Source organism: Burkholderia sp. Bp9142, from assembly GCF_003853415.1.
GTDB lineage: Bacteria > Pseudomonadota > Gammaproteobacteria > Burkholderiales > Burkholderiaceae > Burkholderia.
The window spans coordinates 122,945-136,032 of the sequence record NZ_QTPP01000006.1 but is presented as its reverse complement, the minus strand read 5'-3'; the positions used below and the strand labels follow the sequence as shown (position 1 = coordinate 136,032).

Here is a 13,088-nt window from a genome sequence, read left to right as displayed (position 1 = left end):
ACCGCCGGGCTGTCAACACCTTTTTTCGTCTTCCCTGAAAAAAGTTGCCGGCGGCCCGTGCAGCCCGGGTTGCGGGCGGGGCGGGCACCGCAAGGAACACGCCCGACGACCGATGCCCGCCGGCTACCCGACCTCAATCCTGCGCGTAGATGTCCGAGTCCTTCGTCTCCTTGACGAACAGCAGGCCGATCACGAACGTGGCCAGCGCGATCACGATCGGATACCAGAGCCCCGAATAGATGTTGCCCTTCGCCGCGACGATCGCGAACGCGGTTGCCGGCAGGAAGCCGCCGAACCAGCCGTTGCCGATGTGATAGGGCAACGACATCGACGTGTAGCGGATCCGCGTCGGGAACATCTCGACCAGCATCGCCGCGATCGGGCCGTAGACCATCGTCACGTAGATCACGAGGATCGTCAGGATCACGATCGTCATCGGCCAGTTGAGCTGCGCCGGGTCGGCCTTCGCCGGGTAGCCTGCCGCCTTCAGTGTCGACGCGAGCGTCTTGTCGAACGCCGCACCCTGCGCCTTCGCGTCGGCGGCCTTGCCGTCATAGGCCGGGATCACCGCGTCACCCACCTTGATCTCGGCGGTCGCGCCAGCCGGTGCCGCAACGTTCTCGTAGTTCAGGCCGGCCTTCGAGAGCGCGCTTTTCGCGATGTCGCACGAGTTCGTGAACTTCGACGTGCCCACCGGGTTGAACTGGAACGAGCAGGTGGCCGGATCGGAGACGACCGTGATCGGTGCCTTCTGCGTCGCGAGTTCGAGCTGCGGGTTTGCGTAGTGCGTGAGCGCCTTGAACAGCGGGAAGTAGGTCAGCGCCGCGATCAGGCAGCCCGCGAGGATGATCGGCTTGCGGCCGATCTTGTCCGACAGCGACCCGAAGAACAGGAAGAACGGCGTGCCGATCAGCAGCGCGATCGCGATCAGGATGTTCGCGCTTGCGCCGTCGACCTTCAGCGTCTGCGTGAGGAAGAACAGCGCGTAGAACTGGCCCGTGTACCACACGACGGCCTGGCCGGCCGTCAGGCCGATGAGCGCGAGGATCACGATCTTCAGGTTCTTCCACTGGCCGAACGCTTCGGTCAGCGGTGCCTTCGACGTCTTGCCTTCCGCCTTGATGCGCAGGAACACCGGCGATTCGTTCAGCTGCAGCCGGATCCACACCGACACCGCGAGCAGTGCGATCGACGCGACGAACGGCACGCGCCAGCCCCAGTTGCCGAACGCTTCCTCGCCGATGAAGGTGCGCACGCCGAGGATCACGAGCAGCGACAGGAACAGCCCGAGCGTCGCGGTCGTCTGGATCCACGCGGTGTAGAAGCCGCGACGGTTCGCCGGCGCATGCTCGGCGACGTAGGTCGCCGCGCCGCCGTACTCGCCGCCGAGCGCGAGGCCCTGCAACAGCCGCATCGCGATGAAGATCACCGGAGCCGCGATGCCGATCGACGCGTAGCCTGGCAGGAAGCCGACCACGAAGGTCGAGATACCCATGATCACGATCGTCACGAGGAACGTGTGCTTGCGGCCGACGAGGTCGCCGAGCCGGCCGAACACGATCGCGCCGAACGGCCGCACGGCGAAGCCGGCCGCGAACCCGAGCAGCGTGAAGATGAACGCGGCGGTCGGATTGACCCCGGAGAAGAAGCTCTTGCTGATGTAGGCCGCGAGCGAGCCGGCCAGGTAAAAGTCGTACCACTCGAACACGGTGCCCAGCGACGACGCGAAGATCACCTTCTTCTCTTCGCCCGTCATCGGCGCGTGCGAAATTTGCCCGCCTAACGTTGCCATGAATCGTCTCCAAGTCCCTTGATATAGATATGCGGCCGCCTTGGGTGGGCGGGCCTGTCGACGATTATTGGCAGGGAAACTTACGGCGCACTGACTCGCGCGGACAAAACGACTGCGCGTTAACCCGTGCCGAATCGGTCGCTTCGCGCCCCGATCGTGTCGCAAACGGGCGATAAAACACCGGTTTCGATGCGATCGCGACCTGCTGTGCAGGATCGGCGTCCGGCGCCCGGCCGCGCGCGTCAGGATTGATCCGGGGCGGCTTCGGACAGCGGCAGGCTGATGCGCACGAGTGTGCCGGCGAGGCGCGGCGCCTGCTGATAGACATGATCGTCGAGCGTCAGCGTGCCGCCGTGCTGCGCGGCGATCTCGCGCACGATCGCGAGCCCGAGGCCGCTGCCGTCGCCTTCGCGGCCGAGGATCCGGTAGAAGCGCTCGACCACGCGGTCGCGTTCGGCGGCCGGGATGCCGGGCCCGGTGTCCTCGACTTCGAGATGCACGCGCCGCGCCGCGTGGTCGGCCCGCACGCGCACGGTGATGCGGCCGCCCTCGGGCGTGTAGCGGATCGCGTTGTCGACCAGGTTGCCGAGCATCTCGCGCAGCATCACCGGATTGCCGTCGACGTCGAGCGGCGCGTCGTCCTCCGGGCCTTCGTAGCCGAGGTCCATGCGCTTCGCGAGCGCCGCCTGCACCCAGTCGCGCACCGTGCGGCGCGCCAGCGCGGCGATCTCGACCGGCTCGAACGTCAGCCCGCTCGCGCGGTTCTCGGCGCGCGCGAGCGCGAGCAGTTGCGTGACGAGCCGCGCGGCCTGCTCGGAGCTCGTCGCGATCTGCTCGAGCGAGCGCTGCACGTCGGGCGGCACGGGGTGGCGCAACGCGAACTCGGCCTGCGTGCGCAGCCCCGCGAGCGGCGTCTTCATCTGGTGCGCGGCGTCGGCAATGAAGCGCTTCTGCAGTGCCATGTTCTGTTCGAGACGCGCGAGCAGGTCGTTGAACGACGTGACGAGCGGCTCGATTTCGGGCGGCGCGCGCTGCGCCTCGACGGGCGACAGGTCGTCGGGCCGCCTGGCGCGGATGTGCGCCTGCAGCGCGTTGAGCGGCGCGAGCCCGCGCGACAGCCCGAACCAGACGAGCAGGATCGCGAGCGGCAGGATCACGAACTGCGGCAGGATCACGCCCTTGATGATGTCGTTCGCGAGCGCGTTGCGCTTGTCGAGCGTCTCGCCGACCTGCACGAGCACGGGCTGCGTGCTGCTCGACGCCGGCAGCGCGACGGTCGTATACGCGACGCGCACGTCGTTGCCGCGCAGCAGGTCGTCGCGGAACACGACGACGCCCGGCGGCGGGCGGTCCTCGTCGCGCGGCAGCGGCATGTCGGCCTCGCCCGCGACCAGTTCGCCGCGCGTGCCGAGCACCTGGAAGTAAACGCTGTCGATGTTGTCCGCGCGCAGGAAGTCGCGCGTCTGCTGCGGCAGCGTCAGCTCGGCGACGCCGTTGACCGGATGGATCTGCCGTGCGAGCACGTATGCGTTGGTCTCGAGCGCGCGGTCGAACGGGCCGTTCGCGATCGTCTTCGCGACGAGATAGGTGACGGCGATGCTCATCGGCCACAGCAGCAGGAGCGGCGCGAGCATCCAGTCGAGGATTTCGCCGAACAGCGAGCGCGGGCGCGCGGCCTCGGGCGTGTCGGTCTCGTCGGGCGGCGCGAACGGGTTCTCGTAGCGCGCGTCGCGCGCGGCGTCGGCGGCGGACGGCTGCTCGCCGGTCGGATGGCGGGAATGGGCCGGCGTGGCCATTGCGGCGACGGCCGGTTTCAGCGCAGCGGCGTGCCGGCCGCCGCGGGCTGGGGCGCGGCCGTGTCGGCCGGCGCCGCGGGCGCGACTTTCTCGAGGCAGTAGCCGAGGCCGCGCACGGTGGAAATCCGCACGCCGCTGGGCTCGATCTTCTTGCGCAGCCGGTGCACGTACACTTCGATCGCGTTGTTGCTGACTTCCTCGCCCCATTCGCACAGATGGTCGACGAGCTGCTCCTTCGACACGAGCCGGCCGATGCGCTGCAGCAGCACTTCGAGCAGCCCGAGCTCGCGCGCGGACAAATCGAGCACGCGCTCGTTCGCATACGCGATGCGGCCGACCTGGTCGAACGCGAGCGAGCCGTGGCGCACGACGGTCGGGCCACCGCCCGCGCCGCGCCGGGTCAGCGCGCGCACGCGCGCCTCGAGCTCGTTGAGCGCGAACGGCTTGGCCATGTAGTCGTCCGCGCCGAGGTCGAGCCCCTTCACACGTTCGTCGACGCTGTCGGCGGCGGTCAGGATCAGCACGGGGAGATTGGAATTGCGCGCGCGCAGGCGCTTCAGCACGTCGAGCCCGGGCATCTTGGGCAGCCCGAGATCGAGGATCAGCAGGTCGAAGGTCTGCATCGACAGCGCGGTGTCGGCCTCGACCCCGCTCTTCACGTGGTCGACCGCATAGCCCGATTGGCGGAGTGACCGGGTGAGGCCGTCCGCGAGTATGCTGTCGTCTTCGGCGATGAGAATTCGCATGGTGCTGACCGGTGGCCGGCGGGGCGTTCGCGCCGGCGCGGCTGTCTCCGAAGTTATCCGTGTACAACGCAGCCTGCATTGCGGGCTTGCATAAAACACTGTTTTTTTATACAGTGTCTGCATTCGTGGGCGGCGCTTGAAAGCGGGCGCGCCTCTGACAGACGCTGCTCATCATAGCAAAGGACGATTCATGGAAGATAGCAAGAAGGGCTCCGGGATGACCGCCGAGAAGAGCAAGGCGCTGGCGGCCGCACTCGCGCAGATCGAGAAGCAGTTCGGCAAGGGATCGATCATGCGGATGGGCGACGGCGAAGCGACCGAGAACATCCAGGTCGTGTCCACGGGCTCGCTCGGTCTCGATATCGCGCTCGGCGTTGGCGGCCTGCCGCGCGGCCGGGTGGTCGAGATCTACGGTCCGGAATCGTCCGGCAAGACCACGCTCACGCTGCAGGTCATCGCCGAACTGCAGAAGCTGGGCGGCACCGCAGCGTTCATCGACGCCGAGCACGCGCTCGACGTTCAATACGCAGCGAAGCTCGGCGTGAACGTGCCGGAGCTGCTGATCTCGCAGCCGGACACCGGCGAGCAGGCGCTCGAAATCACCGACGCGCTGGTGCGCTCGGGCTCGATCGACATGATCGTCATCGACTCGGTCGCGGCGCTCGTGCCGAAGGCCGAAATCGAAGGCGAGATGGGCGATTCGCTGCCGGGCCTGCAGGCTCGCCTGATGTCGCAGGCGCTGCGCAAGCTGACCGGCACGATCAAGCGCACGAACTGCCTCGTGATCTTCATCAACCAGATCCGGATGAAGATCGGCGTGATGTTCGGCAACCCGGAAACCACGACGGGCGGCAACGCGCTCAAGTTCTACTCGTCGGTGCGTCTGGATATCCGCCGGATCGGCTCGATCAAGAAGAACGACGAGGTGATCGGCAACGAAACCCGCGTGAAGGTCGTCAAGAACAAGGTGTCGCCGCCGTTCCGCGAAGCGATCTTCGACATCCTGTATGGCGAAGGCATTTCGCGTCAGGGCGAGATCATCGATCTCGGCGTGCAGGCGAAGATCGTCGACAAGGCCGGCGCCTGGTACAGCTACAACGGCGAGAAGATCGGCCAGGGCAAGGACAACGCGCGTGAATTCCTGCGCGAGAATCCGGAAATCGCACGCGAGATCGAGAACCGCATTCGCGAATCGCTTGGCGTGGTCACCATGCCCGATGGTGCAGGCCAGGACGAAGCCGAGGCGATGGACGAAGAAGAGTGATGGTCGGGCGCCGAGGTCAGGCTGGCGAACCGGAAGCGAGCGACGCGCCCGAAACGGCGGGTCGCTCGGGCCGGCGAGCCGCACCCTCCGGCGCCAGCCGGCGGTCTGCAGGCAGCGATGCCGCGAACCGCACCGCGACGAGGGCATCCGACGATGCCCTCGTTTCGTTTGAGATCACCGCGCCGGACGATCCGTTCGACGACGACGAATCGTTCGACGCGCACGACCGGCCGCGTCGTCGCGTGTCCGGTGTCAGCTTCCCGGGCGAGCGCGCAGCCGACGCCGCGGCACCGGCCAGGGAAGACGTCTACACGCGCAGCAGCCAGCATCCGCGTCGCACGCGCCGCGCGTCCGGCAGTTCCGCCAGCGCAGCTTCCGGCGGCGGGTCGGAGGCCACCGAGCGCAAATCGTCGAAACCGCCGCGTTCGCTGAAGGGCCGCGCGCTCGGCTACCTGTCCCGGCGCGAATACAGCCGCGCCGAACTCGCGCGCAAGCTCGCGCCGTACGTCGGCGAGGACGAATCCATCGAACCGGTGCTGGATGCGCTGGAGCAGGAGGGTTGGCTGTCCGACGCACGCTTTGCCGAAAGCCTCGTGCATCGCCGCGCGTCGCGCGTCGGCGTCGCGCGCGTCGTCAGCGAACTGAAGCGCCATGCGGTCGGCGACAGTCTCGTCGAGGAGGTGAATGCACAATTGCGCGAGACCGAGTGGACACGTGCGCAGGCGGTCTGGCGCAAGAAATTCGGTGCGCTGCCGCAAACGCCGGCCGAGCGTGCGAAGCAGGCGCGCTTCCTTGCCGCGCGCGGCTTCTCGAGCGCGACCATCGTGAAGTTGCTGAAGGTCGGCGACGATTTCCCGATCGACGACTGACCGGTTCGGTCGCGCGCGCTGCGCGCGATTTTGCTGCAATGCAACCGCTTCCGGACAGGCGGGAATACCCGCCGTCGCGGCCGAATGCCTCGAATACCCGATATGCTAAAATCCACGGGTTTTCCTCTTCGGCCTCAACTTCCAGCATGCCGCTATCCGAGCCCGTGCCCCGTCAGTTGCGACATCGACGCGCAATCCGAGCGGAAGCCTACGAGCGCGGCGACGGCTTGTGGGACATCGAAGCCTGCCTGACCGACCACAAGCCGCGCGATGTCGCGCTTGCGTCGGGCATCCGGCCCCAGGGCCTGCCGATCCACGAACTCTGGCTGCGCGTGACCATCGATCGTGACCTCAATGTCGTCGACGCCGAAGCGTCTTCGGAATGGGTTCCTTATCCCGGTCACTGTCAATCCGCCCCGCCTGCCTATCGGGCCCTCATCGGGCTCAATCTCTTCCGCAATTTCCGCCGCAACGCGAACCGGCTGCTCGCCGGCGTCGCAGGCTGCTCCCATCTCACCGAACTGTGCGCCGTGCTGCCGACGGCAGCGATCCAGGCGTTCGCCGGTGATGTATGGAACGTGCGCGAGGAGGGGGGCGAAGGGCCGGACCATGACGGCGAGCGCGTCGAACCGCCTTTCCAGCTTGGCCGCTGCCAGGCATTGCGGTTCGACGGCGAGGTCGTGCGGCAGTACTACCCGCGCTGGTATGGCCCGAGCCGGCCGGACTTGCCCGGTGAAGGCAGCACGAAGGAATGAACGGAAATCATTCGAAGAAGCGTCTTAAGCGACATTTCATCCAACTCTCAGACTGAAGGGAATCACGCATGAAGATTCACGAGTACCAGGGTAAGGAAATCCTGCGGAAATTCGGCGTCGCGGTACCGCGCGGCAAGCCGGCGTTCTCGGTTGACGAGGCCGTCAAGGTTGCGGAAGAGCTCGGCGGCCCGGTGTGGGTCGTGAAGGCTCAGATTCACGCGGGTGGTCGTGGCAAGGGCGGCGGCGTGAAGGTGGCGAAGTCGATCGAGCAGGTTCGCGAATACGCGAACCAGATCCTCGGCATGCAGCTCGTCACGCACCAGACCGGTCCGGAAGGCCAGAAGGTCAACCGTCTGATGATCGAGGAAGGCGCCGACATCAAGCAGGAACTGTATGTCAGCCTCGTCGTTGATCGCGTGTCGCAAAAGATCGTTCTGATGGGTTCGAGCGAAGGCGGCATGGACATCGAGGAAGTTGCCGAAAAGCACCCGGAACTGATCCACAAGGTCATCGTCGAGCCGTCGACCGGCCTGCTCGACGCCCAGGCCGACGACCTGGCCGCGAAGATCGGCGTGCCGGCTGCTTCGATTCCGCAAGCGCGCGCCATCCTGCAAGGCCTGTACAAGGCATTCTGGGAAACCGACGCGTCGCTGGCTGAAATCAACCCGCTGAACGTCTCCGGCGACGGCAAGGTCATCGCACTCGACGCGAAGTTCAACTTCGACTCGAACGCGCTGTTCCGCCACCCGGAAATCGTCGCGTACCGCGACCTGGACGAAGAAGATCCGGCTGAAATCGAAGCGTCGAAGTTCGACCTCGCGTACATCTCGCTCGACGGCAACATCGGCTGTCTCGTGAACGGCGCAGGCCTCGCGATGGCGACGATGGACACGATCAAGCTGTTCGGCGGCGAGCCGGCGAACTTCCTGGACGTCGGCGGTGGCGCCACGACCGAGAAGGTCACGGAAGCGTTCAAGCTGATGCTGAAGAACCCGGACCTGAAGGCGATCCTCGTGAACATCTTCGGCGGCATCATGCGCTGCGACGTGATCGCGGAAGGCGTGATCGCCGGTTCGAAGGCCGTGAACCTGAACGTGCCGCTCGTCGTGCGCATGAAGGGCACGAACGAGGACCTCGGCAAGAAGATGCTGGCCGATTCGGGCCTGCCGATCATCTCGGCGGACAGCATGGAAGAGGCTGCGCAGAAGGTCGTCGCGGCTGCCGAAGGCAAGTAAAGAAGCGCCCCCAGACCTGGCGCTACGCGCCAGGCCCCCCGGGGGGGTCAAGAAAACTTGGGGCGGCCCGGCGTTTTCTTGGCGCGCTCAATGAATACGCATGGCGGCGCGGTTTGCACGCGACGCCAATCGAACAGAGGTCAAAATACATGTCGATTCTGATCAACAAGGACACGAAGGTCATCACGCAGGGCATTACCGGCAAGACCGGTCAGTTCCACACGCGCGCCTGTCGTGAATACGCAAACGGCCGCGAAGCATTCGTCGCGGGCGTGAACCCGAAGAAGGCCGGCGAAGATTTCGAAGGCATTCCGATCTACGCGAGCGTCAAGGAAGCGAAGGAAGAAACCGGCGCGACCGTGTCGGTCATCTACGTTCCGCCGGCAGGCGCAGCCGCTGCGATCTGGGAAGCGGTCGAAGCCGACCTCGATCTCGCGATCTGCATCACGGAAGGCATCCCCGTGCGCGACATGATCGAAGTGAAGGACCGCATGCGTCGCGAAGGCCGCAAGACGCTGCTGCTCGGGCCGAACTGCCCGGGCACGATCACGCCGGACGAACTGAAGATCGGCATCATGCCGGGTCACATCCACCGCAAGGGCCGCATCGGCGTCGTGTCGCGTTCGGGCACGCTGACGTATGAAGCCGTTGCTCAGCTGACGGCACTGGGCCTCGGCCAGTCGTCGGCAGTCGGCATCGGCGGCGACCCGATCAACGGTCTGAAGCACATCGACGTGATGAAGATGTTCAACGACGATCCGGATACGGATGCGGTCGTGATGATCGGCGAAATCGGCGGTCCGGACGAAGCCAACGCCGCTCAGTGGATCAAGGACAACATGAAGAAGCCGGTCGTCGGCTTCATCGCGGGCGTCACGGCGCCTCCGGGCAAGCGCATGGGCCACGCCGGCGCGCTGATCTCGGGCGGTGCGGATACGGCCGAAGCGAAGCTGGAAATCATGGAAGCGTGCGGCATCACCGTCACGCGCAACCCGTCGGAAATGGGCCGCCTGCTGAAGAAGGCGCTGTAATTTCCGCGTGGTTCGTCCTGCAAAAAACGCCGGCTTTGCCGGCGTTTTTGTTATGCTCGCGCAATGAATTTGTAAGGCCCGGGCATGCATGCTGCATGTTCCGGCGATGAACCGGGTCGTCTGTCGGACAGTCGTTGCCCCGCACCTATATCCACTCATGCTTGAATTCCTGACATCGCTGCACTGGGGCGCCGTGTTCCAGATCGTCATCATCGACATCCTGCTCGGCGGCGACAACGCGGTCGTGATCGCGCTCGCGTGCCGCAACCTGCCGGCCAACCAGCGGCTGCGCGGCGTCGTGTGGGGCACGGCCGGCGCGATCCTGCTGCGCGTCGCGCTGATCGCGTTCGCAGTCGTGCTGCTCGACGTGCCGTTCCTGAAATTCGGCGGCGGCCTGCTGCTGCTGTGGATCGGCGTCAAGCTGATGGCGCCGGACGCCGACGCGCACGACAACGTGAAGCCGGCCGACCGGCTGTGGGACGCCGTGAAGACGATCGTGATCGCCGACGCGGTGATGAGCCTCGACAACGTGATCGCGATCGCCGGCGCCGCCGAGCAGGCCGATCCGTCGCACCGGCTGGCGCTCGTGATCTTCGGGCTCGTCGTCAGCGTGCCGATCATCGTGTGGGGCAGCACGCTGGTGCTGAAGATGCTCGATCGCTTTCCGATTGTCGTCGCGCTGGGCGCCGGGCTGCTCGGCTGGATTGCCGGCGGGCTGATGGTGCACGATCCGGTCGGCGATCGCTGGCCGGTGCTCGATACGCCGGCCGCGGTTTACGGCGCGAGCATCGCCGGCGCCTTGTTCGTCGTCGCCGCCGGATACGCGCTCCGGCACCGCCGCGGCGTCCCGGACGCGCATTGACGCTGGCCATCCGGCTGACTGCCGGGTTCGCGGCCTGCTGGCTACGATCGAAACGCCTGCCTGGTTCGGCAGGCGTTTTTCGTTTCCGGAGCCAGTCATGTTCGAAGCCTTTTCCGTTTCCCTGTTCCGTCGCATCGCCGCCGATCTGCGGCGCGCGCGCCGGCCGGTGCCGCGCTGGCGGCCCGCCGGCTTCACGCTGATCGAACTGATGATCGTGCTCGCGATCGTCGGCGTGATCGCGGCCTATGCGATCCCCGCGTACCAGGATTACCTCGCGCGGTCGCGGGTCGGCGAGGGGCTCGCGCTCGCGTCGTCCGCGCGGCTCGCGGTCGCCGACAACGCCGCGAGCGGCGCGGGCCTCGATGGCGGCTACAGCTCGCCGGCCGCCACCCGCAACGTTGAATCCGTTCGCATCGACGCCGACACGGGCCAGATCACGGTGGCGTTCACCGCCCGCGTCGCGGCGGCCGACGCGAATACGCTCGTCCTGGTGCCGTCCGCGCCGGACAAGGCCGACACGCCGACCGCGCGGGTGCCGCTGAAAAAGGGCGCGATGCAGTCAGGCGCGATCGCATGGGAGTGCTTCGCCGCCGGCAAGGCTGCGTCGTCGCTTCCGGCGCCGGGAGCGGGCCCGTTGCCGACGGACGCGGCGACGCTGCCCGCGAAATATGCGCCCGCGGAATGCCGCGCATAGTGCCGGTGGTGTCCCGGCCGATGCGCGGCCGCGGGCACGGCGCTGCGCTTGCCGTGCCGGCCGGCCGCGTCGGGCCTGTCGTAACGGATGACGGCGCGACGGGCCCGCACAGAGGGGGGAAAGTTTTGTATAGTGCGCCGGTTGCTGACATCCGGTTCGCTCATGCCTTCTACTTTTTCCCGTTCGTTGCCGCTCGTTGCGCTGGCTGTCGCCCTGATCGTGCCGTACTCGATCACGAATCACACGTATCCGATCCCGACCTTTTATTCCGAGTTTGCCGCGCTGGTGCTGTATCTGCTGGTGGGGCTCTCGGTCGTCCTGCTGGCACGCGTGGGTCGCCCGGCCGAGCCGTTCGCCGCGCCGGCCGCGTTCGTCGCGCCGCTTGGGTTCGCGGCGGTGCTGATCGCGCAGGTCGCGCTGATGCCGCTGAAGGTGCCGTCGATGAACTGGCTGGCGGTCGGCTATCTGGCCGCCGCGCTGGTCGCGATGCAGGCCGGCTACACGCTTGCGCGCGAGGGGCTCGCCGAAGCCACCGCGCAAATGATGGCCGGCGCGCTGCTGCTCGGCGGGATGCTCGCGGTCGCGAGCCAGGTCGTGCAGTTGTTCCATCTCGAATCCGCGGTGTCGCCGTTCGTCGTGATGTACAACATCGCGGTCGATCGCCGCCCGTACGGCAACATGGCGCAGGCGAACCACCTGGCGACCTACATCGCGTTCGCGCTCGCGGGCGCGCTGTATCTGGTGCAGACGCGCCGGCTCGCGGCATGGGCATGGCTCGCGCTGTCGATCGTGCTGTCGGCCGGTCTCGCGCTGACGGTGTCGCGCGGCCCGTGGCTGCAGGTGGCGGTGATGGTCGTCGCGGGGTTCTGGATGGCCTGGCTCGAGTCGCGCCGCGCGCCGGGCAACCGCCGCGCATGGCTGATGCCGGTCGTGCTCGCGGTGGCCTTCGTCGCGGTGAACGTCGCGGTGCGCTGGGCCAACGTGCACTTCCACCTGGGGCTTGCCGAGTCGGCGGCCGAACGGATGCGCGACGCGGGGCAGATCGCGCCGCGGCTCGCGCTGTGGAAGTACGGGCTCGCGATGTTCCGCGAGCATCCGGTGCTCGGCGTCGGCTGGGGCGAATTCCCGTCGCACCAGTTCGCGCTCGTGCGCACGCTCGGCGGTGTCGAGATCGCGAACAACTCGCACGACATCTTCATCGACCTGCTCGCGAAGTCCGGTCTTGCCGGCCTCGGCGTGCTCGTCGTCGCGCTCGTGACGTGGTTCGTGCGCGCGGTGCGCGCGCCGCAGTCGAGCACGCGCGTGTTCGGCCTCGCACTGATCGGCATCCTGCTGATGCATGCGCTCGTCGAATATCCGCAGCAGTACATGTTCTTCCTGCTGCCGGCGATGTTCGTGATCGGACTGCTCGACGTGAAGCCGCTGCGCATCCTGCCGGGCCGCGCGGCGTTCGGGCTGTTCGCGCTGCTGTCGGTCGGCGGCGTGCTGGCGGCGGTGCCCGTGCTGCGCGACTACCAGCGCGCGGAAGTGCTGTATTACGGCAACGATCCGGCCGCGCAGTACCGCGATGCGCCGTCGCGGCTGTTCGGCGCGTGGGGCGATTACGGGGCGGCCACGCTGCTGACGATTTCGCCGGACAACCTGCCGCTCAAGCTCGTCGCGCACGAGCGCGCGATCGCGCTGCTGCCCGGCGAGACGGTGCTGCGCCGCTATGCCGCGCTGCAGGCGCTGGCCGGTCGCGAAGCCGACGCGCTCGATACGGTCGCGCGCCTGCATGTGTTCGCGAAGGAATTGAAGGACTGGCCGCAGCAGTTGGCGTCGCTGTACAAGCTGTGCGACCAGCAACCGGCGCTGAAGGGGTTCAAGGCGGCCGTGGTCGCGAAATACGGGGAAGTGCCGGCCGACGCGGACGACGACGAATCGGACGACGATTCGGAGTGACGCCGCGCGGCGCCGGGCGGGGAATCCCGGCGCTGGCCGGATTGCGGTGAGGCGGGGGAGCGGTGGCCGGCCGGGACGGTGCGGCGATTGCTTCCCGCGGGGA

At 67.1% G+C, this 13,088-nt stretch carries 11 protein-coding genes; 8 read left to right on the top strand and 3 right to left on the bottom strand.

Annotation, left to right across the window (positions count from 1 at the left end; translation table 11 throughout):
* Window positions 1–133: 133 nt before the first annotated feature.
* The 3 genes from DIE22_RS09215 to DIE22_RS09205 form a co-directional block, all read right to left on the bottom strand.
* Window positions 134–1,792, bottom strand: coding sequence for an MFS transporter (locus DIE22_RS09215; protein WP_124499033.1), 1,659 nt, complete (start codon window positions 1,790–1,792; stop codon window positions 134–136).
* A 242-nt stretch (window positions 1,793–2,034) separates the two neighbouring features.
* Window positions 2,035–3,588, bottom strand: coding sequence for a sensor histidine kinase (locus tag DIE22_RS09210; RefSeq protein ID WP_124604922.1), 1,554 nt, complete (start codon window positions 3,586–3,588; stop codon window positions 2,035–2,037).
* Between the two features lie 17 nt (window positions 3,589–3,605).
* Window positions 3,606–4,334 (bottom strand): response regulator transcription factor, encoded by a 729-nt coding sequence (locus DIE22_RS09205; protein ID WP_124499035.1) that lies wholly within the window; start codon window positions 4,332–4,334, stop codon window positions 3,606–3,608.
* A 190-nt stretch (window positions 4,335–4,524) separates the two neighbouring features.
* Between DIE22_RS09205 and recA the strand changes: the two genes are divergently transcribed.
* The 8 genes from recA (at window position 4,525) to DIE22_RS09165 (ending at window position 12,985) form a co-directional block, all read left to right on the top strand.
* Window positions 4,525–5,598 carry a recombinase RecA gene (recA, locus tag DIE22_RS09200; protein WP_046544497.1) on the top strand — a complete coding sequence of 358 codons (1,074 nt, stop codon included), beginning with the start codon at window positions 4,525–4,527 and terminating at the stop codon, window positions 5,596–5,598.
* The gene (gene recX / locus DIE22_RS09195) at window positions 5,598–6,467 is read left to right on the top strand and encodes a recombination regulator RecX (RefSeq protein WP_124499036.1); all 870 of its coding nucleotides are present in this window, start codon (window positions 5,598–5,600) and stop codon (window positions 6,465–6,467) included. The genes recA and recX overlap by 1 nt, the downstream gene beginning before the upstream one ends.
* A 146-nt stretch (window positions 6,468–6,613) precedes the next feature.
* Complete coding sequence (locus DIE22_RS09190) at window positions 6,614–7,222, top strand: DUF2889 domain-containing protein (protein ID WP_124604921.1); 609 nt, start codon at window positions 6,614–6,616, stop codon at window positions 7,220–7,222.
* A 68-nt stretch (window positions 7,223–7,290) separates the two neighbouring features.
* Window positions 7,291–8,457: an ADP-forming succinate--CoA ligase subunit beta gene (sucC, locus tag DIE22_RS09185; protein ID WP_017334083.1), complete on the top strand. Its 1,167-nt coding sequence runs from the start codon at window positions 7,291–7,293 to the stop codon at window positions 8,455–8,457.
* A gap of 149 nt (window positions 8,458–8,606) precedes the next feature.
* Window positions 8,607–9,488, top strand: coding sequence for a succinate--CoA ligase subunit alpha (gene sucD, locus DIE22_RS09180; RefSeq protein WP_042586225.1), 882 nt, complete (start codon window positions 8,607–8,609; stop codon window positions 9,486–9,488).
* A 157-nt stretch (window positions 9,489–9,645) separates the two neighbouring features.
* Window positions 9,646–10,350: a TerC family protein gene (locus tag DIE22_RS09175; protein ID WP_124499719.1), complete on the top strand. Its 705-nt coding sequence runs from the start codon at window positions 9,646–9,648 to the stop codon at window positions 10,348–10,350.
* A gap of 97 nt (window positions 10,351–10,447) precedes the next feature.
* Window positions 10,448–11,044 (top strand): pilin, encoded by a 597-nt coding sequence (locus DIE22_RS09170; protein ID WP_124604920.1) that lies wholly within the window; start codon window positions 10,448–10,450, stop codon window positions 11,042–11,044.
* A gap of 162 nt (window positions 11,045–11,206) precedes the next feature.
* Window positions 11,207–12,985 (top strand): Wzy polymerase domain-containing protein, encoded by a 1,779-nt coding sequence (locus DIE22_RS09165; RefSeq protein WP_124604919.1) that lies wholly within the window; start codon window positions 11,207–11,209, stop codon window positions 12,983–12,985.
* Window positions 12,986–13,088 lie beyond the last annotated feature (103 nt).

Excerpts from the sequence above, each read along its gene's own strand:
- DIE22_RS09175 (WP_124499719.1), top strand. The coding sequence starts at position 9,646 with ATGCTTGAATTCCTGACATCGCTGCACTGGGGCGCCGTGTTCCAGATC.
- DIE22_RS09210 (WP_124604922.1), bottom strand. The coding sequence starts at position 3,588 with ATGGCCACGCCGGCCCATTCCCGCCATCCGACCGGCGAGCAGCCGTCC.
- DIE22_RS09170 (WP_124604920.1), top strand. The coding sequence starts at position 10,448 with ATGTTCGAAGCCTTTTCCGTTTCCCTGTTCCGTCGCATCGCCGCCGAT.
- DIE22_RS09190 (WP_124604921.1), top strand. The coding sequence starts at position 6,614 with ATGCCGCTATCCGAGCCCGTGCCCCGTCAGTTGCGACATCGACGCGCA.
- DIE22_RS09165 (WP_124604919.1), top strand. The coding sequence starts at position 11,207 with ATGCCTTCTACTTTTTCCCGTTCGTTGCCGCTCGTTGCGCTGGCTGTC.
- DIE22_RS09205 (WP_124499035.1), bottom strand. The coding sequence starts at position 4,334 with ATGCGAATTCTCATCGCCGAAGACGACAGCATACTCGCGGACGGCCTC.
- recA (WP_046544497.1), top strand. The coding sequence starts at position 4,525 with ATGGAAGATAGCAAGAAGGGCTCCGGGATGACCGCCGAGAAGAGCAAG.
- sucD (WP_042586225.1), top strand. The coding sequence starts at position 8,607 with ATGTCGATTCTGATCAACAAGGACACGAAGGTCATCACGCAGGGCATT.
- sucC (WP_017334083.1), top strand. The coding sequence starts at position 7,291 with ATGAAGATTCACGAGTACCAGGGTAAGGAAATCCTGCGGAAATTCGGC.
- DIE22_RS09215 (WP_124499033.1), bottom strand. The coding sequence starts at position 1,792 with ATGGCAACGTTAGGCGGGCAAATTTCGCACGCGCCGATGACGGGCGAA.
- recX (WP_124499036.1), top strand. The coding sequence starts at position 5,598 with ATGGTCGGGCGCCGAGGTCAGGCTGGCGAACCGGAAGCGAGCGACGCG.